This is a genomic window from Paraburkholderia yinzeri (genome assembly GCF_046581065.1).
Classification (GTDB): Bacteria; Pseudomonadota; Gammaproteobacteria; order Burkholderiales; family Burkholderiaceae; genus Paraburkholderia.
Genome location: NZ_JBFOCJ010000001.1, coordinates 2,937,632 through 2,964,381 on the forward strand (window position 1 = coordinate 2,937,632; position 26,750 = coordinate 2,964,381).

The following is a 26,750-nucleotide window of genomic DNA, read 5'->3' on the forward strand; positions in this document are numbered from 1 at the left end:
GCGGGACGGAGGAACCGGCGCGACATGATTCACCGGGACGCGATGCAGCCCATCTGGCAACACCGGTTTCGGCGGGTTACCCGAGCATCCATTAGTCAGTATTACTAATTGAAATGCGAGGATCACCACAATGGATCGGAACATTCTCGGTCTCCTGACTGGGCGGGATCAGTTCCCGAAGCTCGCGGGCACCATCCGGTCCTGCAGCCGGGCGGTATTGCCCGCGCGCTTGAGCACGAGCTCCTGCTGCTGCTCGGCAATCAGGCGGTCTTCGGAGTCGGCCAGCATCCGGAAGAGCTGCAGCTTCGTCATCTCGTTGCCGACCGCGGTGCTCTCGATCTGGATGCGCGCCTGCAGCTCTCCGATGCCCTTCTGGTCCTGCGTCACGTCGATCTGCTGCATCAGCCCCTGGATCTGGTCGAGCTCCTGAAGTTCGGTCTGGTAGGCCTGGGTACCGAACGCCTTGTCCTGAAACGGCTTGTTCAGCGCGCGCTGGCAGACCTGCTGGTCGAGCCCGCTCTGGTCCTCGCAGTTGTAGATCTGGCTCGCCGAGCGCAGCGTCTGGGCATTGCCGGTCAGGCCGGAATAGCCACCGTTCTGGATCGCCGTATAGACCGACTGCCAGTTGGACGGCAACGAATTGGGGAGTACCGGGTTGTTCATCAGCTCGCCAAAGCCGCGGGTGCCGCTAAGGGACTGGTACAGCTGCATCTCCTGCTGCACTTCGTCCTTCAGTTGCCCCACCGTTGCGATCGCCTGCACAACGTTCTGTGCGTCGTACACAGGGATACCCTGTGCACGCGCCCAAGACGACGTCAGCAGCACAGCCGTTGCTGCTGCGACAGAGCCGATACGGGAATGAATAAGCGACCTGATCATGACGATGAACCTCCTGTGCTGTCCTGGTCGCCCAGATGTTCGCGAGCCGCGCGCTGGTAGGCCGGAATCTGTTCGGTGCTGCCGGCCGCCTTCGCGCCGCCGGACTCTCCGCTTCGACTGCTGATCCGGCCACCGGGCCCACGCGGGCCATGCCCCAGTCGCACGACGGCACCTAGCCCCCTCACCGCACCACGCGATGCGAATCCGGCAACGAATGCACCGAATCCCGAGACCGTCGCGCCACCCGCGAGCCCGGAAGCAACCGCAGGTAACTGCCATCCGATGGCAGCGAGAAACAGTGACGTGATGAACAGGCCGAACGCCGCACCCCACGGGGCAATCGCAGTGAGCACGGCCTGCCCCGCCGCCGAAAGCGCCGACGCGTTGGCATCGGGCGATGAGGTCGTGACATTGAACGGTGCCAGGTCCGCCGAAAACGCTGTCAACGCCATTCCGAGGAAGGCGGCGATGAGAACCTGCAAGAGCGCGTAGTTCGTCACCTTCCCCGTCCACGCCTCAAAGAAGCGCGCGGTCGGACCGAATGCTCCGCACGCGATAAAAAGCGGACCGAGTCCCAACACCAGGTCGAGCAGCATTCTGGCCATCGTTACCTCGAAGGCCAGCACCATGAGAAAAATTGCGCCACCCAGCCCGACGATGAATCCACCGGCCATATCGCCCATGCCTGCGACAAACCCGCTGACACTCATCCCCTCGTGTGTCGCCCTGTCGAAATACGCATCCATCACGATGTCGATCTGCCGGTCGTAGCAGTCGAGGGTCTGGTAAATGGACGTCGCGCTCGAGCCTGTCACGCTGCTGCCGCTCACCGAACCGCACCCGGCGTTGCCCGCTCCCGCATTGGCAGCCGCGGTCTGGATCGTCTGGGCCAGCCCCGACGTCGCCCCTTCGACTGCCGTGACGACCTGGGACTGGTAAACGCCTGCGCTGAGCGCAAAGGCCAGCACGATGGCGACCCTCAGGCCACGCCACGCGAATGCCGGCACCGACTCATGTGCCTCGCCCCGTACCACGGCGAATCCGTACGCAACAATCCAGATCGTCAGGCCCGTCGTGACCACGGGCACCAGCGCGCTGGAAAGGGCCGATGAGACACTCGTGACATACGTCGACATGCCATTCTCGATCGTGCCCCCGACGGAGGTAAACAGGCCGCTCATCGCGCACCTCTTCTCGATACACGCGGGACCAGCGCGTTCATCGCAGCGGCTGTCGCGCGGCGCCTCGCCAGCCGCTCGTGGAACACCGGAAGCCACACCGCGGGGTCGTCCCCGACCTCGGCTCGAATGGCGTCGAGCAGCTCAACGTTGTCGGTTGTCCCCGAGAGTACGTCGAGCACATCGCCCAGGCCGCCCAGGTCAAGCCGGCCGACGGCCGAGCGATGGCCCTGCTTCACGAGGAAAAGACGGCTGTTCTCGCCCAGGGTCCGAACGATATTGAACTCGGCCTCGGTCAGCTTGAAGCCGCGCACATAGTCGTCGTAGTCGGCGCGCGGGTTCGGCAGGAAGAAGAACGTCGCCGTCTGCTCGACCAGCGCACGCGCGATGTCGCTGCGCAGAACATCTGCCGGGGACTGCGTGTCGAATATGCCCAGGCCGCCCTGCTTGCGGATGGTCTTCTGCTTGTTGTTCGCGAAGTCCGTGAAGACCGGATCGGCCAGACGCTTCCAGAATTCGGTAAGGACGTATATGAAGCGCCGACCATCAATCAGGTTCTCCGTCCGGTGCAACAGATACATCGTGACCGGCGTGGAGATCTCCGCGTCATCGAGCAGTTCGGTGTCGTCGAAGCCGAACAGCGTCGCGTGTGCGAGATCCATTCGGTCAGTCGGGTTGTCGAACACCCAGCCCAGGCGACCGCCCACGCACCATTTCGTGAGCCGCGCATGCAGGCTGTTTTCGCCCACGTTGGGCAAAAGCTGCCGCACCATCGAGAGTCGCCGCAGCGCCTTGTCCATGCGTGCGACCTCACGCACTGCGCGCGAGATGTCGAGCTCGTCCTTTGCAGACAGCGCCGAACCGACGTCGACAAGCTTGCGAACCAGCCGCTCCCAGAAATCGATCGCCGTTTCGTCCGGCTCCGTCTGGAACGGATTCAGTCCCGTCGGCACGCCGCGACGGAACACCGTGTACGTGCCGCCCATCGCCCGGATCGCGATTTCCGTACCGCGGTCCTTGTCATAAACGACACCCGTGATGCCGAACTTCGTTGCCATCGCGAGCAGGAACAGTTCGAGCACCGTCTTGCCGGCACCCGCCTGGCCGATAATCTGCGTGTTGGCCAGCGCCTTCTCGTCGCCGGAATCCTGCTTCTCAGGCGTCACGTGGAAGTTCAGATACAGAGGCTGACCGCTCGGTGTTTTGGCTATCGTGATGGCTTCGCCCCACGGATTGCCGTCGCGCTTGCCGGTAGAGAAGTTATGCAGGCTCGCGAGCCCGCAGAAGTTGCGCGAAGTTAGCTTCGCCTCGCGCGGCCGGTAGCGCCAGTTACCGGGGAGCTGGGCGAACCATGCCGCGTCCGCGACGAGGTCGACCAGCGCGGTCTGGAACCCGGCGTCGGCCAGTTGCGTGCGCGCCTTCGCGACATGACGTGCCACCTCATCCGGCCCGTCGCCGAGAACCGCGAGCGAGTAGTGGTATTCACCCAGCACGAAATCGCCGTTGACCAGATCGTCCAGAGCCTGATCCATCGCCTGCACCTGCGACACGGCCACGTCCTCGCCCGCGATCAGATGGTTGCGCTGGCGCTCGAGTGCTTCCTTCGCCGACGGCCGGTCAAGAATCGTGAAGCTCTGGGTCTCGATGTACTCAAAGTTGCCATAGAGCAGCCCGTCGAGGATTCCCGGCTCGGTCTCCTCAGGATAGTCCTTGATGTCCAGCAGCGCGGCATAGCGCGTTGCGCCCGGCATGCGGATCTCGACCTTCTCGGTCCGGAAGAACAGCCGCGACGTCGGCAGCGCTTCGGCAATACGGCCCGCCGGGACCGGCACCGGCTCCCATGCAGCATTGACCAGGTAGCCCAGAAACTCGAGCGCTGCCGAGAACCGCACAGGACGCTGCGTATAGCGGATCGCCCTCGTATAGGTCCCAAGCGGCTCGGGATCCCACGGCTTCAGGGTCGACTCGACCTGCGCCGCGAGTTCCGCCATCACCTTCATTGCCTCGCGCTGCTCACGACGGATATCGTCCGGCGTGCGGCGCGCTGCCTGGCTGAACAGACGTCCGAGGCGCGTGCGGTGCGGCCGGTACACGAGCGTCAGGTACAGTTCATTGGCCATCATGCGATAGCCGGCGAAACTCGCGTAATAGCGGGTGGCAAGCTCCTGGCAGAACGGCTCGGCGTACGGTGTCGAGAAATGATCCGTGACGCGCCGACGGATCCGGTGAGACCACAGGCCCACGTGCCCACCGGGCAGGCTGCGCACCAGCTGGTTGAACCCTTCATGACGCACGAGGATGTCTCCCGGGTCCGCAGCCTCGAATGCGATGCCGGCGATCTTCCAGACCCGGAGGTAGTCGCCTTCGCGCGTGCGGATCACGTAATCGTTCACGTGCGACGAAAACGGCATGAAGTCTGCGAGCACGACTTCGCGTTCGGCCACGTCGATGAACTGCGGCTGCGCGCCCATGTCAGCCCCTCCTCTTGACGCGGAGCGGCACATACGCGTGCGCGCCCCAGAAGCGGCGATTGCGCTGACGGACCCACATGCGTACGCACAATGCGCACTGGCCAAGGCGCTGGTCGTCATGGCGCGTCATCGTGCGCATCGTGACGAACACCGGTATGAGCAGCATCACGATGCCGACGCCCACCGGCGGGCTCGCGAGCAACGCCCAGATAGCCGGAATCAGGATGCCGCCTCCTACCATCAGGAACGGCACAAGAGGCACGCCCCACAGCATGGCGGGACGCGTACAGCCCTTGAAGACGGGATCTTTCAGAGAATTCATGCGCGGAGCCATGTTCATCTCCGCCTCAGCTCGTCGGGATCAGCATCGCCGCGATCACCGTGGCGCAACCGACGAACAGCCCACCGATAAACACGTTGGCAATGTCCCCGAAGCGCGCGTGCTGGAACATCATCTTGAAACCTGCCCAGATGATCGAAATCGAGCACACCACCGCGCCGACGCTGAGCAGCGTGGTCTGGATCGTTGTGAGCAGCGTGTTGACCTGCGAGAGCTGTGCGTAGGCCGGCGTGACGGCCAGCGCGAGAACCGGGACGATCACGAGGCCACGTGCGGCGCGTCCCATCACTCCTGGTACCCGGAACCTCTCCAGGAATCGTTCCGAAATAATTCGTAGTCCCAATTTCATGGATTACTCCTGTCGCACACGTTGACTCTGGTTCTGCTCAGAACACGACCGCGCTTTGCTGCGTCGTGTCGCCGGATGGATCGGACAGTCGCTCCGTCCCGTCATCCGTGGGTCGCCGAGACCGGGATGGGACTGGCGAGCTGGGTGATCGCGCGCCCGCGGGTGCGGAGGGAATCACGGAAATGGGCGGAACGTCGGCTGCAATGGCTGGAACCACAGGGTCAGCGCGCGTAGCCTGGGCGACGACGCGCTGGACATAGCCCGTGCGGAATCCAGTATGGAAATCGCCGCTCGCGTAGCACGACAGTCCCGCGCGCAGTGCGGTCTGGGTCACTGCGGGCGCCGGGCCATGCCTGCGCGCATGTTCTTCATTTGCGCGCTCGAAACACCCCTGCAGGATGGCCGCGCCGGCGGCCAGATTCCGGCACGGATCGAAGACCGTCGCCGGCGTCAGGCCGAACCGGTCCCAGTTTGAGCGGTTCACCTGGGCGAGGCCCACGCTGTAATTCCATCCGGCAGCTTCGAGGGCACGCGCGGTCGCAACAGCCTCAGCGGAGCTCGCCGGCTGCCGCTGCAGGTGAGCGTGCACGACCCCGATCGCGTATGGATTGAATCCCGACTCGACCCGCACGATGGCGGCCATGGTGGCAGGCGCCACAGCGGGTGCGCACTGCTGCGCGAGCGCCAGGAATGCAGCGAGCGTGATCATTCGCCACCTCCCTGTCCGCCCGTGCTGTCGTACTCGCGCTCCAGAAAAAGACGGGCAGACTGCGTCGGCTGGTACGGAACTGCTGTCCCTCCAGCCCCATAGAACTCCGTGATTGTGTGGTCCGTACCTCTCGCGTCCCACCACACCCGCGTATACAGCGCACCATCGATCTCGACGTTGATCGCGCCGCGCGCATTGCACAGCAGCTCGCCCTGTTCGGGACCGCCCCAGTACAGCAGGTCCTCGCGGCAGTAAGCGGCGCTTGCGAAAACGTTCGCGGCCGACGTACCCTGCGAGCCACCCGCGCCGAAGTCGCAGGTCGGAAACGGATCGCCGTGGCGCAAGGCGGCCCATAGCTTCTCGATCGGGGGGACACACTCTGCGTACTGCTCGGGGCCACCAGGATTGGACAGGCACAGAATCACCTGGCAGCCCCAGTCGTCAGCCCGGGCGGTGCCTGGCAAAAGAATCGATGTGCCGAGAAACGCGGCAACCACCGTCACCCAGCAGCGCAATGCACGTAGCAGCGCCGAACGAGCAGCGGCCATCCTCGCGGAACCGGTCGTGAACAGGGCGGCGTCACACATTGCAGGCCCCCGCATGGCCAGAGGCCGCGGCTGACGCGGTCGGGACGGCGTCGAGCCGTTGCGTGATCACCTTCAGGCAGGCCGTCACGGCCCGCGACGCGTCGCTCACCGTAGCATCACGTGCTGCGACGCCGCGCGACGATTTCGACGATGATCCGACATCCTCCACGCAGTCGACGTAAGGCACACGTGGCAGCAACGCATATCCTTGCGGCAATGCTTCGTCCTCGATCAGCCACTCACGAAGGGTGGTCTCGATGACCCTCACCCATGCATCGTTCGCTGAGCCCGGGGTTGCCATGACGGGCAGCAGCCCGGTGAAACGCAGCGCCGGATTCAGACGTGCGCGGACATTGCGGATTCCGTAGGTGCCGTTTATGACTTCGAGCGCGCAGTCGATGTACGACGGCGATACAGCCATGGGACTCACGGCGGCATCGACCAACGCCTCTGCACAGACAGTGCGCACATCGGGTAGCACGGGCGCATCGATCAGGCAGACATCGAACCACGGCCCCGCTACGCTCAGCAGATGCCGGAGATTCGCGTAGTACGGGGTGGGGGACGAGTCGCCGCCCGCGCGCAGGCCATCGACACCGCACGCGTCGAGCACGCGAATGGCACCGCGGGGCGTGGACGCGAGATAGTCAACGTCGGGCAAGCGACTGGCGGTGACGGCCGTGCCGCCGGAACCGCAGGCGAGCACCCGTGCGCACCACGGCGGTTCGGCAAGGTCGAGTACCAGCACCCTGCGGCGAGCGACGGACTGCAGATAGCTGGCGAGCAGACACGTGAGCGTGGTGCTGCCTGAACGGTGCCTCGCCGAAACGATCAATAGCGATTTCATGGTTCATCGTCCTCAGTTGCACCCGCGGCCGATGAACCTGCGAAGAAAAAGGAACCCGCGGCGCCGGAAAGGCTGACCACGGGCTCAACGGGGGATCATTGCATTGGCGCCAGAAAGCAGAAAAGCCTGCAAATGCAGGCTTTTTTGCGAATGCGTCAGGGCACACCACGTCGTCGCACAGACGTCGAACTGCGGGGCCGCTAACGCGTACTCGGTCGTGCTGAGCACGTTGACCGGATCAGATTGTTGGCTTCAATCTAGGCGAGTCCGCTGCGCGATGCAAGGGCTTCAGGACGTGCGGCCAACCCGAGCTTTACCCAGGTGTTCCCACGTGTTCCCAGCAGTTCCCAAAAAAATTTTTGCTGCGGTTACGGCCACCTTCGTCCAGCACGCGTGTTGGGTCGCCCATGCATGCGATGCCAGCCGCAGGTCAAGATGACTGGTCGGTCTACGTGCTCGCAAGCAACAGCTCGCTTCAACTCGCGGTTCACCCGGTGACATTGTTCGCATCACGCGCCCCACCGTCGGGCCAGGACGACAGGTTCCGCACAAGTCCCACTCAACGGCGAGAAGGCGCGACGTGCCGCTGCCATCGCATGGACCGATGGCGATGGGCGATTGCCGCCCTTCCAGCGTGTGTGCAGTTGCTCCCGGCGACAGGATCACCTCTCCCGCTTCGGATCCCGGATGCCTGTCCGCCGCCACCCTTTGTCCACCCGCATTGTCCTTTATCCGGCGGACACCGTTGCGACGGCGCGTTTGCGCAACGGCGGTGATCCTCTCCAAACCAGGGGACACTTGACTAATCTCGGCGTGGCATATACATTTTGCATATACAAAGGAGATAACTGTGCCAATACCAGTGCCATCCAACCGGCCCAAGGAGGCCAAGCTGTTTCGCAACAACCGGAGCCAGGCGGTGCGCATCCCCGTCGAATTCGAGCTACCGGGCGATCGTGTCCTCATCCATCGCGAGGGCGACAGGCTCATCCTCGAACCCGTGAAAACGCCTGCGAACATCATCGAATTGCTGGCCGCCTGGAGACAGGAGCCGCCCCCCGGGCCTGATGACCAGTTCCCGGATATTGAAGATCCGCCTGTGCGGCCGGAGAACATATTTTGAGCGGCTATCTGCTGGACACGAACATCATCAGCGACATGATCCGGAATCCGTCCGGACAGGTAGCCGCCCGGGTCGAACAGATTGATCCGAAGTCGATCTGCACGAGCATTGTCGTTGCAGCGGAACTGCGCTACGGTTGCGCCAAAAAGGGCTCCGCCAGGTTACTCGCCAAAGTGGAAAGCCTCCTCGCAACCATTCCCGTGCTGCCACTGGAAGTCCCTGCCGACGCGGAATACGGCGGCATCCGCGCAGAGCTGGAGGTTGCCGGCCAGCCGATAGGCGCAAACGACCTTTTGATCGCCGCTCATGCCTACGCATTGCAGCTGATACTGGTGACGGACAACACGAAAGAATTCAGCCGCATACGCGGTCTGGCGATCGAAAACTGGCTTGACCGTTAGCCCTCACTTCGCCGGGTACCGGTCACATGACAAGTGGGCGGAACCGCACCCGACAGCCTCGCCGAACTTCCCCACCTGAGTCGTTCTTCCGATCAGTGCTCCCGATCACCATATCCGCGAACACATGCGGACCGATATGCCCCGGGGCACGGCCGGTACGTTGATAACGGGTACAGCCAGCATGTACCGAGTTATCGTCGGAAGTGGTGTATGCGGCGTAGGGAGGAGGCAGGAGAAGGCGGTGGCGATTGATGGAGAATGTTGCTTTCCACGGTAACACTTCCTCAATCGAACTCCACCACCATGGCGAAACATACGCAGGAAACGAGCAGCAGTCAAACAGCAGAACCGCAATTTGAGGGCGCACCCGGCCTGGACGATCTGATCCAGCAAGGGGCGCGGCGGATCATCCAGCAGGCAATCGAGGCGGAACTGGCGGCGATGCTCGAGCAATATTCGAATGTGAAGACGATGGACGGCCGGCGCGCGGTCGTGCGCAACGGCTACCTGCCAGAGCGCGAGATCGTCACGGCGGTAGGCCCGGTGCCGGTCAAGGTACCGAAGGTTCGCGACCGCTCGAGCTCCGGCATCAAGTTCAATTCGACGATCGTGCCGCCCTATGTGCGCAAGTCGCCGCGCGTGTCATCGTCGCTGCCGTGGCTGTACCTGCGAGGCGTCTCAACCGGCGACATGGGCGACGCACTGTCCGAGCTGCTCGGCGAGCAGGCTAAAGGGCTGTCAGCGAGCGTCGTGAGCCGCCTGAAGGCCGCATGGTCAGAAGAGTACGAGAAGTGGAACAAGCGCGACCTGTCCGCCTCGCGCTGGGTCTACTGGTGGGCCGACGGCATCCATACTCAAGCCCGCACAGAGGATTCGGACGGGCAGTGCCTGCTCGTGATCATCGGCGTGAAACCGGACGGCGGCAAGGAGCGCGTTGCGCTCAGCGACGGTTACCGCGAGTCGAAACAGTCGTGGATTGAACTGCTGCTCGATCTGAAAGCGCGCGGCCTGCAGGCGCCGCCACTGCTCGCGGTTGGTGACGGCGCGATGGGACTATGGGCGGCACTCGATGAGGTGTTCCCGCAAACGCGACATCAGCGCTGCTGGTTTCATAAGGTCGGAAATATCCTCAACGCGATGCCCAAATCGCAGCACGGCAAGGCCAAGGCGGCGCTCGCAGAGATCTGGAATGCCGCGACGCGCGCCGATGCGATTGTTGCGTTCAATCAGTTCGTCGACGTGTACGCGGCCAAGTACCCGAAGGCTGTCGAGAAGCTCACGAAGGATCGAGACGCACTGCTCACGTTCTACGATGTCCCTGCGGAGCACTGGCAGCATGTGCGGACCACGAATCCGATCGAATCGACGTTTGCGACGGTACGCCATCGCACGAGCCGCACGCGCAACTGTCTGTCGCGCGCGACCTTCCTGGCGATGGCGTTCAAGCTGATTGAAGCGGCCGGGCAGACCTGGAGGAAGATTCGCAGCGCCGAGAAAATTGATCAGCTTCTGAAGGGCGTTCCGTTCAAAGACGGAAACCCGGTGATTGAAAGCACACCGGCTCCTCAAGCGCTGGCCGCCTGATCATGCCGTCCCGCCCGTACACCACTATTGACGATTGCTCGCATGTACCACCCCACTGCTGCACCATGCCGCGTGGCATGAAAAGAACGCTCGACGCCAGCCGCGCGAGCACCTTAATGTCTGCAGTCGGGCCCCGGTGGGTGAGTGTCGCGATCGAGGTTTTCGGTCTCCAATGCCCGTGCGAGGGCCGCGTGTGCGGCCGCCAGCTCCAGTGCAAATCGTTGCGCGGGCCGGCGGGGTATGCGCAGCCGTCGGCATATGACCTCACGATCGGCGTGCCAGAGATACACCATACGCAGCATGTCGCGATGCCGTGGATGTAATGTCTCCCAGGCCTTTGTGATCCTCGCGGCATCGATCCGATCGTACACACCACGCGCTGCGTTACCCCAATTCGCCAGACGCAGTCCGAGCGGTGCCGTAGCCATATTCCGGCTCATGACCGGCCTCCCGCGCCCTGCGGGCGCAGGTGTGCAGGCACGCGATAGCGCGCAGGATTCGCGAGGAACGCTTCGATGTCGGCTAGCCGCCATCCCACCAGGCGGCCACCGAGCTGGACAGCCGGCGGAAACGTGCCCGACTGCATACGTCGGTAGATGGTCGAGCGCGACAGACCCGTGCGCATTTCGACCTGCCGGCGGCACAGAATATCGCCCGCGCCCGCATTATCGATTGTCATGACTAGCCCCCAGGAAACATTCCTGCCCGTAACGGGCGGGACACGAGGGCATTCAAGCAGCGCGCGCCGCTCACGGCCAAACCCGTCTTATCGGCGGGGGCTCCCGTCGGGAGGCGGACACCGGGCGCGCAACCGCATCATGACAACCGAATCGGCTCTAATGGGTGCGTTTCAGGGAGAACCTTATGACCAGCACTGACCGCGATCAGCAGCCAGAAAGCTTTGCGCGCAGTTCATCGCTTCGAGCCGGCTCATCCCTGAAAGCGAATATCTGCGCGACGGCAGGCGCATGATCCACGGCCGGGGCTCCGGCTCGTAGCACTGCATCCCTCGATCGCGCCGCACTGCAGATGCGGAAAGCAGCCGGATGTACCGGCCGCTGAAGAATTCAATCTCCTGGAAACGGAATACGGGTAGCGCGCGGAGCGGTCGAAGCGATCGTTGCCATGACAGCGCGGGCCGAACGCTATCTTGATGAACTGGCCGCCTGTATGGCCGGGACAAGCCACCGTGTCGGGGACGAGAGACAGCGTGTCAAAGCCATGAGCGTTCAACCCCGCGCCGGGGTCACCTAGAACTTCATCCGGATACCTGCACCGAGGCTGTTGCCCGACGACACGCTACTCATCGTGTCGTAGCGCCACGCCGCATAGACGTCCGTCCGTTTCGAAAGCGGATAGTCGTATCCGAGTGCCACCGTCGACCAGCGTATATCGCTGCCCTGCTGCGGGCGTCGCCGTGTTCCCGCCCACGATGCCAGCACGCTGCCCGTCCCGACCTGCGCGCTTGCCCCGACCTGCACGGTATCGTCGGTCAGGTCGTTGTTGTTCGTTACGCGTTCGTACTGGAAGTAAAGCTTCACGGCCCGCAGGCGGTAAGCGCCGCCCACGAGCCATGCGGTCTGCTCCGTCGCGCCGTTCAGGAACAGCGACGCGGTGTGCAGGCTCTGCACTGCGGCCGTCGCCGAGAACGGCCCGGCAAAGTACAGCAGGTTCGCGCTGTAGTTCGCCTGCCCGGCGTGGCCCGCGACCCCGGCATTGCTGTACAGCAGACAGCCCGACAGGCCAGCCACTTCCGGCGTCTGCCAGGCGATCGAGTCGTCGATCGCCGTATCACTCTGCACCGACGCCGCGCCCATTGCCGACCCGAGGAAGGTGTGGACCACCATCGGCGAGAAAACGAACGAATTGCCGAACGGATTGAACAGCAGCGTGGAGACGAACAGCGGCGCGTCGTTGCGGCCGAGGGTCAACTGCCCGAACTTCCCGCTCAACCCCACGAATGCCCGCCGCCCGAAGAACGACTGTCCATCGAACGAGCCGACCTGCCCGCCATTGATCCGGTAGAAGCTCTCGAGCGTAAAGATCGCCTTGAGCCCGCCGCCCAGATCTTCCGCGCCCGACATTCCCCAGTACGACGTCGACATGCCACCCGATCCAACCTGCCATGCATTCGACGAACCCGGCGTGCGTATCACCCCCGCGAACGCGTCAGCAAGCCCATATAGCGATACCGACGATTGCGCCTGCGCGGCGCCCGCCACAGCACACAGTCCGAGTGCTGCCATTCCTTTCCCCAACGTTCCTCGCCTGTCCCAGCCCATGGTCTCTCTTTCTTCGCCTGTGAATGTTCTGTGTGACGCTGCCGCGCAGCCGGCCAACCCTGTCGCCTGCACCTCATGCCGGCCTCACCCGGGCCAGCGGCCTGCCGCTGTCGGCGAGCGCGACGGCGACCAGCAGTTCGGCCGGACCCGGTGAATCGGCCACCGACAGGCTCACCGTGTCGAAGTGGTCGAAGCTCCACATGTCCGCGGTCCCGTGCAGCGGGATATCGACAGTCGCACCGGCCGTCGCGCGCTTCGTGACCGATGGCATGATCGACGTCGCGCCTGGAAGACACGCGCGTACGGCTTTGCCCAGACGTGGATGGAGCAGCGCAGCGCCCCATTCGAGCGGAACGTCCATTCCGACGAGCGCGGCCTTGCCGTATGCCTGCACCGCGGCAGGCGCGCAGCCAAGGGCCTGCAGCGCGCGACCGGTGAGCATCCGGCCGAGGTCGTCGCCGAGCGCACACAGGACCGTGAGGTCATCGTCGATGTCGGCGAACGCGGGCCTGAGCACCGCCGCCGCAACCACCAGCCGGTGGGGCGATGTCAGCGGCGTGTCCAGTTCGGCGCACCGCTCGACAAGCTGGATAACGACGCGCGTCACGGTGAGGCTCATGATTCCGTCTCCGTCGCGCCGGCCCCGAGCAGCCTCACGTCCGGCGATGGGAAATCGCCTCTCGCGCGCTCATACGCATGTGCGGCCCGCAGCACCAGCGCATCACATCCACGTCGGCCAACGATCTGTACGCCGACCGGCATCCCACCGGCAAAGCCACAGGGCACGGATATGGCGGGTACGCTGGCCTGGTTGCACCACGCAGTCAGAAACGGCGCCGAGCGCATATGACCGGGCAAGCCGGGAACCGGTGGCGGGCCGCGATGGAAGGTCGGCGTGATCAGCAGGTCGTATTGCGCGAAGAAAGCCTCTATCGCGGCGCCGAGCGCGTGCCTCGCGAGCAGGGCGTCGGCAAACGTCGCTGTATCGATCTGCGCCCCAGCTTCCGCCAGAGCCAGCAGTTCTGGATCAAGCAGGGTCCGGTCAGCCAGCTCCATGTGACGGACACGCTGCGCGAAGAACACTGACCACTGGATCGAATGCATACGGCCGTCGCCGTAATAATCTGCGACCGGTTCGACATCGGCCGGCACGACTGTCGCGCCGAGTCCGGCGAACGCGTCTGCGGCCCTGCTGACGCTCGCCGCAATGTCCGGTTCCACCTCAATGCCGCCAGGCGACGCGCAGTACGCGATCCGCAAGCCGGCGACTCCGCCGTCAAGGGCGGCCGTATAGCACGGTGGCGCGCCGGTGCCGGGATATCCGTCATGGGCACCCGCCATGGCGTCGAGCATCAGCGCGGCATCGCGAACGGTGCGCGCGATCGGCCCGAGCGTGGACAGTGCCGTCCACGACGCGGCCCTGCCTGCCGGCACCAGTGCAAATGTCGGCTTGAAACCCACCACTCCGCTCCAGCACGCTGGAATCCGGATCGAGCCCCCGCCGTCCGTCGCGAGCGAGAGCGGTCCCATGCCGAGTGCCACGGCAACAGCGGATCCCCCGCTGCTACCGCCGGATGACAGTTGCGTATTCCAGGGGTTGCGGGTGGCGCCCGTCAGGGGGCAGTCGGTGACGATCTTGTTGCCGAACTCGGAGGTCGTCGTCTTGCCAAACAGAATGGCGCCCGCGCTGCGTAGCCGCGCGACGGCCGGCGCATCCTCGTACTCCCGGTCCGGCGACGACGTCCACGACCCATATCGCGTCGGGAGTCCCCCCACCGCCACGAGATCCTTCACAGAGACAGGCACGCCGTCGAGCGGGCCGCATGACTCGCCCTTCAGCCAGCGGCGCTCCGATTCTCCGGCGGCCTTGAGCGCGCCCTCCTCGTCAAGCGCACAGAACGCATTGACCGCCGGATCGAGTCTCGTGATCCGGTCGAGCACCGCACACATGACTTCGACAGGCGACAGTCGCCGCTGCCGGTAACCGGCCAGCAGCTGGGCCGCATTCAGCATCACTATGTCATCCATTCTGTAGTCCTGATTGATTCATATGAAAACGGACCACCGACGCGAGCCGTGGCTATCCCTCGCAGGCCGGTGTGACCGGCCCCGTGGAGTCGAGAATCGAAAAACTGTTGTCGGCGAGCGCCTGACCGATCCGGGTCTGGCAGAGGACATGACCACCGTCGTGGCTCAACCCGGTCCTGCCGCGCGGCAACGCAACGGACACCGCCGGCAACGCGGCACGGACGCGGGCCGCGTCTACGCTTGCGGTCGACTTCACCGCCTCGGCAAAGAGCCGGATACCCGCGTACGTGTTCTCCCCATGCGGCAGCACCACTGCATGCCGGCCTAGGCGAGGATCGCGCGCGTCGGCGTAATGCGCCGTATAGCGCGCAAGGAACGCTTCGTTTTCCGGGTTGTCGATGCTCATGAAATACGACGACACGCCGATCGCGCCCGTCGATGCGCCGGTCGTCGCAATCGACAGCGATTCATGCGCGATGTCCGTCACGAGCGGCGGCTTCATCGCGAACGAGCGGTACTGCTTGACGAAGGTCACCGGATCGTCGCCGATGCTGTGCCACACGATCTGGGGGCCCGCACTGGCGACGCGCTGCAGGACCGCGCCGTAATCACGCGTGCCGAACGGCAACCAGTAGACGTCGAGAAACTTTCCGCCGTGCCGGGTCACTGCCGCCTGCAGCTGTGGGATCAGTACCTTCCGGTTACTGCCGATGTCCGAGACGACTGCGCAGACGGAGCGCCCACCATCGCGCATGAGCCACGCGATAAGCGGATCGATGCGCTGGCTTGCAGCAAGGCCCGTCGTGAGCAGCTGTGGATCACACCGCCCCTCGTCGAAGTTCGGATAGACCACGAGCTTGCGGGCCGACCTCGCCGCCTGAAGGGCCGCTTCGCGCTCCGACGGCAGCACCATGCCGGTGATCATCGCAACGTCGTCGCGCATGAAGAGCTGCCGTGCCTTTTCCAGCGTCACAGCCGTCGACATCTGTGTGTCCTCGACACTCAGCTGCAGTGGCCGTCCGAGCAGGCCGCCCGCTGCGTTGATCTCGTCCACGGCCAGCGCGGCGCAGTTGCGGTTCGTCTGCCCCACTCGCGTCAGGGGTCCGCTCAGTGGCGCGAGCAGTCCTATCTTCAGCGGCTCGGCTGCACGCGCGAACGGAGAAACGACCGATGTGGCGAGGGAGGCGGCTGCACCAAGCAGCACGGTTCGGGAAAATTCACGTCGGTTCATGCGTGGTCTCTCTGGTGGTTACTGGATGTTTTCGGTACGAAGGTCTCCCGCGGCGTCAACCGCCGGAGAGAGCCAGCGCGCGAGCGGGTGCTCCTCCATCCCGTTGCGCGGTGGCTCAACCGGGCCGGCATGCACGAGCCGGCCGTTGCTGAGCACGATGCAACGCTGCGCGCTCTGCAGGACGAGGTCGAGGTTCTGCTCGACCAGGAGAACGGCGAGCTTCGAGCGGCGACACAGTTCGGGAATGACTTCGCCGATGCGCTCGACCAGGTTCGGCTGCACGCCGTCGGAGGGCTCGTCGAGCAGCAGCAGCCTGGGACGGCCACACAACGCACGGGATATCGCGAGCACCTGCTGCTCTCCACCGGAGAGCGTTCCGCCCTGCTGGGAAAGTCGCTGCTTGAGCACGGGGAAATAGTCAAACACCTCGTCGAGGATGCCGGCACCGCCTGCGGCCTGCGTGCCCATCAGCAGGTTTTCGCGTACGGTGAGCCTGGGAAAGATCCAGCGCCCCTGGGGCACGAGACCGATGCCCCGGCGGGCAATCTCATGCGTGCGCAACCCGTTGAGCGGCTGCTCCAGGAAGCGCACCGCGCCGCTCGCGCGCGGAAGCAGTCCCATGATTGCTTTCACCAGCGTGGACTTGCCTGCGCCATTGCATCCCAGCACCCCGACAACCTCGTTGGGCAGCACGTCCAGCGAGAGCTGATGGATCACGTCCACGTCGCCATAACCGGCGCACAGGTTCTCAATGCGCAGCATGAGCGGCCCCCCTGCCCAGATAGATGCGGCGGATCTCCGGGTCCCCCGCTATCTGCGCGAACGATCCCCGGCGCACCACCTCGCCCCGGTGCATTACCCAGGTCTCGCAGGACAGGGCCTGCACGAAGCCGAGGTCGTGCTCGATCGCAAGTACAGCGCACCGCTCACGCAACCGGTGGATGAGGCGAACGAGACGCTGTGCGTCCTTCGTGGACAGACCGGCCGCCGGCTCATCCAGCAGCAGCAGCGTGGGCTGGCACATGATGGCCATGCCGATTTCCAGCCACTGCCGCTCGCCATGAGAGAGGTGCGAGGCAAGCTGGCCGGCCTCTGCCAACAGGCCGACCTCCTCCAGCACTGCATCGGGGTCCGGCATCGGTGAATCACGGTGCGCTGCAACGCCCATCCCGGCAACCATCAGGTTGTCGCGCGCGCTCATCGCCAGAAAGGTGTTGGTGCCCTGAAACTTGCGCACCACGCCACGGCGGCAAAACTGATGCATCGGACGGCCCGTCATCCGCTCGCCGTCCAGATACAGCTCGCCGCTGCCGGCCGCGATGGCGCCGGAGAGCAGACCCACGAGCGTGCTTTTACCGGCGCCGTTCGGCCCTATCACGCACAGCAGGTCACGAGAACCGATCGCGATATCGACGCCGGCTACGGCCTTGATGCCACCGAACGCCCGGGACAGACCCACGCCCTGGAGAAAGGGAGCGCTCATTGCCGCTCCTCCTGCGCGTGACCCGCGCGATGGACCACTGGAGTGCTCGACGCGGCCCGTGCGATGCGACGCACGGCGCGCACGAGACCAGACGCCCGCACGCCGTCAGGCAGGAAAAGCACACAGGCGAGAAAAAGGCCACCAAGAATCAGTGGCCAGCCGTCTGTGCTGTAGCTCGACACGACCTGTTTGACCAGCGTCAGGACGACGGCGGCGGCGACGGGTCCTCCGGTCTTTCCGCGGCCGCCGATGGCCACCCAGAGAATCACCTCGGTCGACAGCAGCGGCGAGAAAACATCAGGCCCGACGACGCCCGAGCAGGCGCCCATCAGCGCACCGGCCACGGCCGCCAGCATCGCCGAGGTGATGAAGACCATCAGCAGATGAAACGAGGAGTTGTATCCGCATGCCTTTGCGCGCCATTCGTTCCCAGCGATCGCATCGAGTACCTTGCCGTACCGGCTGCGACACAGCAACCACAGGAGTGCGGTCGCCGCCAGCAGAACCACGGACACGGCATACCAGGAGGCAGCAGGCGTGCCGAGGTCGACTGTGTAGCTGCCGATGGCAAACGAGAGTGCGGGGATGCCGAGGATTCCTGTGTCACCTCCTGTGACCGACTGCCAGCTCACGGCAAGCTGCTGTGCAACGATCAGCACGGCAAGACTGATGATGGCAAAGAAATGCAGCCTGACGCCTGCAAACAGCAGGAAGTAGCCGATCACGGCCGCAACCATCGCGGCGCATCCCACTGCGCAGATCAGTCCGATCGCAGGCGTCTGCGCAAACTGCACCGTCGCAATGGCAAAGCCATAGGCGCCGAGTCCGAGAAATGTCGTGTGTCCGAGCGTGAGGATGCCCGCGCGTCCCCAGAGCAGGTCATAGCTGAGCGCCAGGATGCCCATGACCAGCGCGTCACGCACCGTCGACAGGAACCAGGGGCTGACAAACAGCGGCAGCAGGGTCACGGCGACTACGGCCGCGCCCCACGTCAGCATGGGTGGAGCGTCCCCGGCCCCGAGTGGCGACTGTGAAAGCCAGAGCCGCAGGCGGCCTGCATGTTTCCCATACATACGATTTATCCTTTACCGAGAAGCTGATGGGCTGCACTGAACCCCGGGATGAGGCCCTGCGGCCGGAACCGGATGACGATGATGGAGAGGACAAGCACGATGGCTGACGCCAGCGAGGGATCGACGCGATAGCTGAGCAGGGTCTCGGCGGTACCGATGGCCACACTGCCGACGATGCTGCCCGCGATGGAGCCAATACCGCCCAGCACGATCACAAAAAACGCCTTGGCGAGATATGAGACGCCCATGTGGGACTCGACCGACACCATGGGTGCGACGAGCACACCGGCGAGCGATGCGAGTGCCGCACCACCCGAGAAGGCGATCCGGTTCAGGCGCCTCGTATTGATACCCACGGCTTCCGCCATCGTGGGGTGCTGGATCACGGCGCGCAGTTGTGTGCCGAAGCGGGTACGGGTGAAGAGCAGCCAGCAGCCAGCAGTGACCGCCAGCGCCACGACGATTACGAAGACGCGGTAGGCGGGATAATTTCCACCAGGAATCGGCAACGCACCGTCAAACGGCGTGTACACCAGCATGGGCTGGGTACCGAAAACAAGCTCCAGTACCTTCTGCAGGATCAGGCTGACCGCATACGTTGCGAGCAGCGTGTCGAGGGGCCGGTCGTAAAGCAGCCGGATAACCAGTCGCTCGAGACACCAGCCGAGTGCCGCACCCACGACGGGGGCCGCGACCAGGGCGAGCCAGTAGCCCCGAGCCCCGGCCACCGCCTGAACGACGGCCAGCGTATAGGCCCCAATCGTGACCCACTCGGCGTGCGCCAGGTTCACGATGTCCATCATGCCAAAAATGATGGCCAGGCCAAGCGCCACCAGCGCAAGAATGCTCACGTAACTCAGGATGTTCAGCGTCGTTGTCATTGCAATATCCAGGTCTTCATGTTCGCTTTCGAATCCACTCCGGAGATCGCGCATCCGCGCAGCGCTCTGGCTTTGCTTGCCAGCCCACCCGTTCCAAAGTAATTCTTAGCCCACAGACTAAGTAACTCTTAGTAAAAACGGCAAAAAATTGCCAGAGACTCGGGGGATGCCGGGTCCCGACACTATTTCCTCCGTTTTTGCCAAGCGCCTCAAACAGGCCCGTCTACGCTCGGGCCTGACGCAGGAGCAACTCGGCATTCGCGCGGGAATCGACGAGTTTTCGGCAAGCGCCCGCATCAACCAGTACGAAAGGGGCAAGCACCTGCCCCATCTCGCGACCGGCCAACGTCTGGCGAAGGCGCTCCACGTTCCGACTTCCTTTCTTTACGAAGAGGACGATCTGCTCGCATCCCTCCTCGCCACGGCTGGCCGTCTCACCCGCGACAGGAAGAAAATCCTTCTTGCCGATGCCGAAGCATTCGCACGCTCATCTCCCCCACCCCGAAAAGCAAAATAAACTTTAGTCTCATGACTAAGAGTTACTTAGTAAAAACCCCGAGCGAATCCGGGAAACTCGCCGGATGCCGCGCGACACACCGACCCCCGATACCGTCTTCCCCAGACGCCTGAAACAGGCGCGCCTTCGCTCGGGCCTCACCCAGGAGCAGCTTGGCATCCAGGCGGGTATCGACGAATTTTCCGCCAGCACCCGCGTCAACCAGTACGAAAAGGGCAAGCACGCGCCGGCCATACAGACAAGCCAGCGTCTGGCGCGGGCGCTGCTCGTTCCCACTGGTTTCCTCTACGAGGACGACGAAGTGCTCGCGAACCTGCTGGCGATCGCGGGCCGGCTCAGCAAGGAGAAAAAGAAAGCGCTCCTCGCCTGCGCAGAGAAACTGGCCCAAGCATAAACTAAGATTGTCTTAGTTTTCCTGCCAGCGAACATCGCGCCAATACCGGCGTTGATCCGCATCCCAACTTCACGTTCAGGCACCCGGCGGGACGCGCGCCGATCTGCCCCGCGACGCGCGTCAAACCTTCGTCACACCCCCGGCCCAGACTGGGGCTGGTTGCGCTCGCACTCGAAGCTCATCGATTTATGATGATAAAATTTACGTGCTCAGAATTGCGATGTCAACCTCGTAAATTGACTGGTTAACCCTGATTTTTGCCAGGGCCGCGAATACTTGACACGGTTAAGTGTCCCGTTTATGGTCTATTTATGACTATTAATGGAGGCGACATGGACGGCGATATCTGCAATCTGACAATTCAGGAGCTTAATAACCTGTATCGCGCAGGCAAAGCCTCCCCGATAGACGCCGTCAAAGCCGTTCTGAAACGCATCGAGTTGCTCGACCCCTCCGTCAATGCCTTTTGCCAGATCGCTGCGGATGCCGTCGACATGGCCCGTGCTTCCGAGGAAAGGTGGCAACGCAAACAGCCTCTCGGCCCACTGGATGGCATACCGGTCAGCATCAAGGATAACGTGGCGGTCGCGGGCCTGGCCACGCGTTATGGATCCCGTGCAACGGATGCGTCCCCATCGACGATGGACAGCCCCTGTGTCGCCCGGTTGCGCGAGGTCGGCGCCATCTGCTTCGGGAAAACCACGCTGCCGGATTTCGCCCACAAGATCGTCACCGACAGCCCACTCACCGGCGTTACACGCAATCCCTGGGACAGGGAACGCACCCCTGGCGGGAGCAGCGGTGGCGCGGCCGCAGCGGTCGCGCTGGGCATGGGACCGGCGGCGATCGGTACCGACGGCGGCGGATCGATCCGGATTCCCGCCGCCTTCACGGGCACCTTCGGCTTCAAGCCGAGCTTCGGGCGCGTCCCGCACGCGCCGCGGGGACCTTTCGGCCTGATGAGCCATGTCGGGCCGATGACCCGCTGCGTAGGGGATGCCGCACGCCTCCTTACCGTGATCACCCGGCCGGACAGCCGCGACTGGTACGCGCTGCCGTTCGAGGCGAACGACTACGAGCTGGGCCTCAAATGCCAGCCGACGCCCGGTGGTATCCGCATTGCCTACAGTCCGGCGCTGGGGCTCAATGTCGCTCCCGAACCCGACGTCCAGAATGCAGTCCTCCAGGCCGTCGACACGTTCCGTCAGCTCGGCGCACACGTACAGTCCGAGGACCCTCCCGGGATTGCCCGGTGCAATGCGGTCCACGCGACACTGTGGCCTGCCTGCTGCCGCCAGCTCACGGACGGCCTCACCGGCCGCGCAGCATCGCTCGATCCGTCGTTGCAGGCCTATGCGAATGCGGGTGCGGCGATCTCCCGTGAGGCACTGCTGGCCGCCCTGATCGAGCGCGGCGAGCTCGGCGCTGCGGTCAACCTGTTCTTCGAACGGTACGACCTCGTCATCTGTCCGGTCTACCCCCGCGTTGCGATGAGACTGGCCGATCTTCCGGCCGGCGACGACCTGTTTCCCCACTTCACGGCCTGGTGCAACCAGCTCGGCCTGCCGGCAGCCAGCGTCTTCGCGGGCACGACGGCCGGGGGGCTGCCGCTCGGCATCCAGATCGTGGGCGGCCGTCATGCCGACGCGCTGGTACTGTGGGCGAGCCATATCCTTGAACTCGCCGTCGGGCGCGCACCACTGCCTGACGTCGCCCGCTCGCTGTCCGCATCCCGGGCAAATTGCAAACCTCACTGAGAACACCGCCTTCGACAGCGGGCCCCGTTGACAGCGGTGCCCAGACTTATGGGTTGTCCTTCTTGCCTGCGCGCAGGTCGAGGTCCGAGTCGAGCACAAGCTTCTGGCGCAGGGCTGCGTGCACCTTCCGAAGCTGCGCGTCAGCTTCGTCCATATGCTCCGCCATCAGCTTTTCGACCGCGGCGGCGTCACGCCGTCGCGCGGCATCCAGAATGGCCCGATGGGCCGCGACCGTCTGCCTGCCGAATGCCTGGTACTCATGCTGCGTCACGTTGCCGGCGACGATCACCAGGCTATGCAGCATCTGGTTGATGATCTGGCAAACGCAGCGCAGGAACGCATTCGGGTTGGCCAGCGCGAGGACGTCATGGAAATGGATGTCCTCATGCCGCTGGTCCAGCGCGTGCTCGTGACTGGCGACAAACGGCTCGCAGACTTCTACGCTACGCTCGAGCGCCTCCAGGTCCGCCTCTGTCAGATGCTCGACCGCCCCCGCCGCCAATAGTGGCTCCAGCACGCGCCGCACCGCGTAGATGTCCTCGAGGCTGATGCTCTCGAAAAACAGATAGTTCTGCAGCGCCTGAAAGGCGCGCGCGAGGGGCACCCGCGTAATCGTGGCACCGCCTTCGGGCCCCGTGCTGAGCCTCACCAGCCCTTGCACCTCCAGCGCTTTGAGCGCGTCGCGCATTGAGCTGCGGCTGACGTTGAACATCTCCTGAAGCTCCGCTTCCTTGTTCAACCGCACACCGGGACGCACCTTGCCATCGGTAATCCAGCTCTTGATGAGCTCCGCTACCTGATCGCCTCGCTTGGTCGTGCGTGGTCCCCGTTTATCCCGCTGCGGCACTGCCTTTTTTGCTGTGGTCTCTTTTCGCCCTGCCATACGTCACACCCGTAGTTGGCCATTCGTCGTTCGGTTCAGGCGTCATTATCGGCCATCCCCCGCCGCCCCGCCGTGATCCTGCCCCGCCAGGCCCCGGCTTCGGAGCGTATACCCTCCGAAGGTTCGGGGGTGACGACTGCACTGCCCACTGTCTACGCTCCATTCACACGACGGCCGCGCGCAGTACACGTACCGGCGGTCGCCGTGCCTGGGCGCGTTAGGCGCCGGTTGGGGGGAATAGATCATGACGCGACAGGCACATCCGTCGCATCCGGCACACGCGATCGAGGATATCCATGCGGCGCTCGCCGCACGGCGACTCGATCTCGAACAGCTCGCCGCGCGCATGCGGGCGGTCAGTCCCGAGTCAGATGCGCGCGGCGAAATCGTCGGCCCTCCCTGGTACCCCGACGACATTCCCGCCCTCAACCTGAACCTTGTGCCCGAGGCCTACGGCGGGTGCAGTGAAACCCAGTCGCTCGTGGCACAGGCCACGCTGATGGCGTGGCTGGCTGAAGCCGACGCCAGCCTTGCGCTCGCTCTACCCGGCCCCGGCCTCGCCATGCCGCCGGTCGTCGCGCTCGCCTCCGAAGCGCAGCAGGCGCTGTTCTTCCAGCGCTTCCAGTCCGCCACCCCACGCTGGGGCGCATTCGCGATTACCGAACCCGATTGTGGTTCGGACGCCACCGCAATGCGCACCACGGCGCGCCAAACCGCCCGCGGCTGGGTCCTGAACGGCACCAAGTGCTTCATCACCAACGGCGCCCGCGCAGACTGCGTGATCACTTTCGCCACGATCAACCGGCAGATGGGTCGATACGGCATCCGCGCGTTCGTGGTCGATCGCGAGACGCCAGGCTTCTCGGTCACGCGTATCGAAAAAATGGCCGGCCTGCGTGCAAGCCAGCTTGCGATGCTGTCGTTCACCGACTGTGAGGTGCCACACGACGCCATGCTCGCGCGCGGTGACGAGAAGCCGCTTGACGACGCATTCTCGGGCGCGCAGCGCTCGTGGGACTACTTCCGCCCCCTCCTTTCCGCAGTCATGGTCGGTACATGCCGCCGCGTACGCGCCGAACTCGCCGCCTGGCTCGAGGCGGGCGGCACGCCCGCGGCGCCCCGACTTCGCGTCGCCGACATTGACGCGCTCCTGCTCGACATCGACCGCCAGATCACCTCCGCATGGCTCCTCTGTCATTGCACGGCATGGAAAACCGACCAGGGACTTGCGACCTCCATGGAGTCGTCGATGACCAAGGCTTACGCCTCGCGCGTAGCGGCCAGGGTAGCGCGTACCGCAATCGACGTGGCCGGGATCGACGGCGTTGCCGCGCATCCCGCGCTGGATCAGGGTTACCGCGACGCCAAGGCGTTCGACATCATGGAAGGAACCGGTGATTTCCAGCGGCTCATGATCGCGCGAGCTGCGCTCCGGTCCCCGCAACAACCGTGGGATACCGCGTAGCCGGCAGCAACGACGACCCGACCACCGAGTATTCCCCCTGACGGAGACATTCGATGACGCAGATCCCCAGTTCGGCCCGCGAGGACATCGCGGCCACCATCAAGACCTGCCTGCTGGCCAGCATCGGCAGTACCCTGGACACGACGTTGATCTCGGACGACACGAACCTTTTCGATCTGGGCGTCGACTCGATGAACATGACCGAACTGCTGCTGCAGCTCGAACAGCGTTTCGGCTTCACGCTGGCCCCCGAGGACCTCTCGTCCGACCTCTTCGTGCGCTTCGGCAATCTGGTCTCGTTCGTGCAATCCCATGCGCAGCGCAACTGACCCGGCGCGCGCAGCGATGCGCATCAGCACCACGTCGCGATACATCCCGAGCGGGCGCGTACCGCCGCAGGCGCAACTGCGCGGTGCGGCCGGGGCCTCCACGTCCTCCCGCGACGTCGTCATGCAGTCAATCTATTCCGACGTGCTGAGGTGGCGGATTGCAGCCTGTCCGCCAGATGACGTAGATGAAACCTTTCGGCCGCCCTCCACGCAGCAGGTAGCGATCGAACGCAACATCACGCTGACGGACATGGCTTTGCTGGCCGCCCGGCAGGCAGTCCGGCGATCGTCGTCCGAGGCAAGGCAGACCGTGGACCAGATCGTCGTGTGCGCGACCAGTCTCGAGCACGACCTCGCCATGTCATGTGCGGGGCGGCTGCACAGCGAGTTCAGGTCGACCCGACCGCCGCTCGCCGTCGGGCAGCTTCAGGGTGTCGCGTCATTCCTGGGACTTCGGATTGCCCGCGGCATGATGGCCGAAGACGGGGACCTCGAGTCGGTCCTTGTCGTGGGCGCCGAACGATGGCTTTCCCCCTTTTCCCGTCTGGCCGGTACCGTCGCTGCGCTGGGCGACGGCGCCGCGGCCGCCGTTGTCCAGCGCGGCCAAGCCGGGGGCTGGTCAGTGCGCAGCGTGACCGTACGCACGCCGCCCCTTCGCCGCAGCGTCGAAGCCTGGATCGATGACGAGGCCCTGTCCAGCGTCATTGACGAAGCCTGCAGCACCGCCAGACTAACCGCGCGTAGAGTCCAGTGGATCATTCCGCCCTGCATCGCGCCCGCGCTCGTCCGCACGATCGGTGCACGCGCGGGCTTGCCGGCCGACCGGACATGGAGTGCCGGGCCCAACGACATCGGTTATCTCTGCGCTGCGGATCCGCTCGCGCAGTTCGACGCGTTTCTCAGCGTAGTCACGCCCGCCGTCGGAGATCACGTACTGCTGTGGTCCACTGGCCTGCAGGGACAGGCTGCCTGCGCTGTTCTCGAATATCAGGCGGGCTGAACCATGCTCCCGTCCGCCAGCACACTGTCCCTGTCTGCCGTCGCCTTCCGGCTGCCGGAGCAGACCGTCGACGCTGATGCCTGGGTGCGTCGGTGCGGGCTCCCCGGGCAGCAGGCCGAAGCACTGATGCGCAATGGTGTACACCAGTTCCATGACGCGGCAGCTGGATCGCCGGTAAGCCTTGCGTGCGATGCCGTATCGGCGCTGCTCGCACAGACTGGCGCCGCGCCCCCGGGCATCGACGCTCTGGTCTACACGCACACGATCCAGAGCAGTGTGCTCGCCCCACCGGCCGGCACCGCAGCGTTCATCCAGTCGCACATGGGCCTGAGACGCGCACTTGCGTTCTCGGTCATGCAGCAGAACTGCGTGTCGCCGATGGCCGCAGTCCGCGTACTTCAGGCACTGTCGGTGGAAGGCCAGCCGCTTCGGCGCGCCATCGTGGTGTGTGCAGACGTCATCGGTTCCGGATGCGACCGTCTGCGTGCGATCGAGGATCTCGCGCTCCACGGCGACGGTGCGTGTGCCTTTCTACTGGAGCGGGATTGCGATCGCAACCGGATTACCGGCCTGCACCTGTATACCGACCACCGTTATTTTCGCGGCACGGATGACGAACTGCAGCCCGTTCCCGATGACCGCTACTACTGGTCCGCATTCACCACGATGCGCGCCGCCCTCGCGCAGGCCGGGATCACGGGACGTGATCTCGCGGCCGTGTTGCCTCACCACGTCAACCTTCCTGGCTGGTCCCGCCTGATGACGATGCTGGCCGTGCCCCACGAGCGGCTCGTCACGTCGAACTTCGGGAAATTCGGTCACGTGTTCGGCGCCGATCCATTCATCAATTTCGGTACGTCCCCGCACCGCGCGCCAGGCACGTCGTCGCTGCTGTTTTCGAGCGGACTCGCCGGCTGCTTCGGCGCGATGGTCATACGCCACTGACCAGGAACGCTATC

Annotated in this window: 28 protein-coding genes; 10 read left to right on the plus strand and 18 right to left on the minus strand. The window is 64.4% G+C overall.

The window, feature by feature from the left end; all coding sequences use genetic code 11:
• Positions 1-168: 168 nt before the first annotated feature.
• The 8 genes from virB5 to WJ542_RS14075 form a co-directional block, all read right to left on the minus strand.
• On the minus strand, positions 169-879 hold the full coding sequence (virB5, locus tag WJ542_RS14040; protein WP_411189831.1) for a P-type DNA transfer protein VirB5: 711 nt from the start codon (positions 877-879) through the stop codon (positions 169-171).
• Positions 876-2,060 (minus strand): TrbL/VirB6 family protein, encoded by a 1,185-nt coding sequence (locus WJ542_RS14045; protein ID WP_411189832.1) that lies wholly within the window; start codon positions 2,058-2,060, stop codon positions 876-878. Before WJ542_RS14045 ends, virB5 begins: the two co-directional genes overlap by 4 nt.
• Complete coding sequence (locus WJ542_RS14050; protein WP_411189833.1) at positions 2,057-4,528, minus strand: VirB4 family type IV secretion/conjugal transfer ATPase; 2,472 nt, start codon at positions 4,526-4,528, stop codon at positions 2,057-2,059. The genes WJ542_RS14045 and WJ542_RS14050 overlap by 4 nt, the downstream gene beginning before the upstream one ends.
• Before the next feature lies 1 nt (position 4,529).
• Positions 4,530-4,850 carry a VirB3 family type IV secretion system protein gene (locus WJ542_RS14055; protein ID WP_105777641.1) on the minus strand — a complete coding sequence of 107 codons (321 nt, stop codon included), beginning with the start codon at positions 4,848-4,850 and terminating at the stop codon, positions 4,530-4,532.
• A 25-nt stretch (positions 4,851-4,875) separates the two neighbouring features.
• The gene (locus WJ542_RS14060; RefSeq protein ID WP_411189834.1) at positions 4,876-5,154 is read right to left on the minus strand and encodes a TrbC/VirB2 family protein; all 279 of its coding nucleotides are present in this window, start codon (positions 5,152-5,154) and stop codon (positions 4,876-4,878) included.
• A gap of 100 nt (positions 5,155-5,254) precedes the next feature.
• Entirely contained in the window at positions 5,255-5,926 is a 672-nt protein-coding gene (locus WJ542_RS14065; RefSeq protein WP_411189836.1) for a lytic transglycosylase domain-containing protein, read from the minus strand.
• On the minus strand, positions 5,923-6,474 hold the full coding sequence (locus WJ542_RS14070) for a hypothetical protein (protein WP_411189837.1): 552 nt from the start codon (positions 6,472-6,474) through the stop codon (positions 5,923-5,925). Before WJ542_RS14070 ends, WJ542_RS14065 begins: the two co-directional genes overlap by 4 nt.
• Positions 6,475-6,505: 31 nt before the next feature.
• Positions 6,506-7,360 carry a ParA family protein gene (locus WJ542_RS14075; protein ID WP_411189838.1) on the minus strand — a complete coding sequence of 285 codons (855 nt, stop codon included), beginning with the start codon at positions 7,358-7,360 and terminating at the stop codon, positions 6,506-6,508.
• A gap of 862 nt (positions 7,361-8,222) precedes the next feature.
• Between WJ542_RS14075 and WJ542_RS14080 the strand changes: the two genes are divergently transcribed.
• From WJ542_RS14080 to WJ542_RS14090, 3 genes are all read left to right on the plus strand, one after another.
• Positions 8,223-8,483, plus strand: a complete 261-nt coding sequence (locus WJ542_RS14080; RefSeq protein WP_411190570.1) for an antitoxin — start codon at positions 8,223-8,225, stop codon at positions 8,481-8,483.
• Positions 8,480-8,884, plus strand: coding sequence for a type II toxin-antitoxin system VapC family toxin (locus tag WJ542_RS14085; RefSeq protein WP_411189839.1), 405 nt, complete (start codon positions 8,480-8,482; stop codon positions 8,882-8,884). Before WJ542_RS14080 ends, WJ542_RS14085 begins: the two co-directional genes overlap by 4 nt.
• 303 nt (positions 8,885-9,187) lie before the next feature.
• The gene (locus WJ542_RS14090; RefSeq protein ID WP_411188333.1) at positions 9,188-10,468 is read left to right on the plus strand and encodes an IS256 family transposase; all 1,281 of its coding nucleotides are present in this window, start codon (positions 9,188-9,190) and stop codon (positions 10,466-10,468) included.
• 436 nt (positions 10,469-10,904) lie between these two features.
• Here WJ542_RS14090 and WJ542_RS14095 read toward each other — a convergent pair whose 3' ends face one another.
• From WJ542_RS14095 to urtB, 9 genes are all read right to left on the minus strand, one after another.
• Positions 10,905-11,147 carry a helix-turn-helix transcriptional regulator gene (locus tag WJ542_RS14095; protein WP_411189840.1) on the minus strand — a complete coding sequence of 81 codons (243 nt, stop codon included), beginning with the start codon at positions 11,145-11,147 and terminating at the stop codon, positions 10,905-10,907.
• 571 nt (positions 11,148-11,718) lie between these two features.
• Positions 11,719-12,750, minus strand: coding sequence for a porin (locus WJ542_RS14100; protein WP_487007205.1), 1,032 nt, complete (start codon positions 12,748-12,750; stop codon positions 11,719-11,721).
• A gap of 73 nt (positions 12,751-12,823) precedes the next feature.
• On the minus strand, positions 12,824-13,369 hold the full coding sequence (locus tag WJ542_RS14105; protein ID WP_411189842.1) for an amino acid synthesis family protein: 546 nt from the start codon (positions 13,367-13,369) through the stop codon (positions 12,824-12,826).
• Positions 13,366-14,778, minus strand: a complete 1,413-nt coding sequence (locus tag WJ542_RS14110) for an amidase family protein (RefSeq protein WP_411189843.1) — start codon at positions 14,776-14,778, stop codon at positions 13,366-13,368. Before WJ542_RS14110 ends, WJ542_RS14105 begins: the two co-directional genes overlap by 4 nt.
• Before the next feature lie 52 nt (positions 14,779-14,830).
• Positions 14,831-16,009: an ABC transporter substrate-binding protein gene (locus WJ542_RS14115; RefSeq protein WP_411189844.1), complete on the minus strand. Its 1,179-nt coding sequence runs from the start codon at positions 16,007-16,009 to the stop codon at positions 14,831-14,833.
• A gap of 18 nt (positions 16,010-16,027) precedes the next feature.
• Positions 16,028-16,771, minus strand: a complete 744-nt coding sequence (locus WJ542_RS14120) for an ABC transporter ATP-binding protein (RefSeq protein WP_411189845.1) — start codon at positions 16,769-16,771, stop codon at positions 16,028-16,030.
• Complete coding sequence (locus tag WJ542_RS14125; protein ID WP_411189846.1) at positions 16,758-17,492, minus strand: ABC transporter ATP-binding protein; 735 nt, start codon at positions 17,490-17,492, stop codon at positions 16,758-16,760. Before WJ542_RS14125 ends, WJ542_RS14120 begins: the two co-directional genes overlap by 14 nt.
• On the minus strand, positions 17,489-18,565 hold the full coding sequence (locus WJ542_RS14130; RefSeq protein ID WP_411189847.1) for a branched-chain amino acid ABC transporter permease: 1,077 nt from the start codon (positions 18,563-18,565) through the stop codon (positions 17,489-17,491). Before WJ542_RS14130 ends, WJ542_RS14125 begins: the two co-directional genes overlap by 4 nt.
• A gap of 5 nt (positions 18,566-18,570) precedes the next feature.
• Positions 18,571-19,446, minus strand: coding sequence for an urea ABC transporter permease subunit UrtB (gene urtB / locus WJ542_RS14135; RefSeq protein WP_411189848.1), 876 nt, complete (start codon positions 19,444-19,446; stop codon positions 18,571-18,573).
• A gap of 166 nt (positions 19,447-19,612) precedes the next feature.
• Here urtB and WJ542_RS14140 point away from each other — a divergent pair, with 166 nt between their 5' ends.
• The 3 genes from WJ542_RS14140 to WJ542_RS14150 all read left to right on the plus strand — a co-directional run bounded on the left by WJ542_RS14140 (position 19,613) and on the right by WJ542_RS14150 (position 22,114).
• Complete coding sequence (locus WJ542_RS14140; protein ID WP_411189849.1) at positions 19,613-19,963, plus strand: helix-turn-helix domain-containing protein; 351 nt, start codon at positions 19,613-19,615, stop codon at positions 19,961-19,963.
• A gap of 64 nt (positions 19,964-20,027) precedes the next feature.
• The gene (locus WJ542_RS14145; protein ID WP_411189850.1) at positions 20,028-20,357 is read left to right on the plus strand and encodes a helix-turn-helix domain-containing protein; all 330 of its coding nucleotides are present in this window, start codon (positions 20,028-20,030) and stop codon (positions 20,355-20,357) included.
• A 332-nt stretch (positions 20,358-20,689) separates the two neighbouring features.
• The gene (locus WJ542_RS14150; RefSeq protein ID WP_411189851.1) at positions 20,690-22,114 is read left to right on the plus strand and encodes an amidase family protein; all 1,425 of its coding nucleotides are present in this window, start codon (positions 20,690-20,692) and stop codon (positions 22,112-22,114) included.
• Positions 22,115-22,160: 46 nt separating this feature from the next.
• Here WJ542_RS14150 and WJ542_RS14155 read toward each other — a convergent pair whose 3' ends face one another.
• Complete coding sequence (locus WJ542_RS14155; protein ID WP_411189852.1) at positions 22,161-22,997, minus strand: FadR/GntR family transcriptional regulator; 837 nt, start codon at positions 22,995-22,997, stop codon at positions 22,161-22,163.
• A gap of 244 nt (positions 22,998-23,241) precedes the next feature.
• Here WJ542_RS14155 and WJ542_RS14160 point away from each other — a divergent pair, with 244 nt between their 5' ends.
• The 4 genes from WJ542_RS14160 to WJ542_RS14175 are packed head-to-tail and all read left to right on the plus strand — an operon-like array spanning position 23,242 to position 26,736.
• Entirely contained in the window at positions 23,242-24,462 is a 1,221-nt protein-coding gene (locus tag WJ542_RS14160) for an acyl-CoA dehydrogenase family protein (RefSeq protein WP_411189853.1), read from the plus strand.
• Between the two features lie 53 nt (positions 24,463-24,515).
• A complete protein-coding gene (locus WJ542_RS14165) occupies positions 24,516-24,791 on the plus strand; it encodes an acyl carrier protein (protein ID WP_310698303.1) in 276 nt (91 codons plus the stop codon).
• The gene (locus WJ542_RS14170) at positions 24,775-25,791 is read left to right on the plus strand and encodes a beta-ketoacyl-[acyl-carrier-protein] synthase family protein (protein ID WP_411189854.1); all 1,017 of its coding nucleotides are present in this window, start codon (positions 24,775-24,777) and stop codon (positions 25,789-25,791) included. Before WJ542_RS14165 ends, WJ542_RS14170 begins: the two co-directional genes overlap by 17 nt.
• Before the next feature lie 3 nt (positions 25,792-25,794).
• Complete coding sequence (locus WJ542_RS14175; RefSeq protein ID WP_411189855.1) at positions 25,795-26,736, plus strand: 3-oxoacyl-[acyl-carrier-protein] synthase III C-terminal domain-containing protein; 942 nt, start codon at positions 25,795-25,797, stop codon at positions 26,734-26,736.
• Positions 26,737-26,750 lie beyond the last annotated feature (14 nt).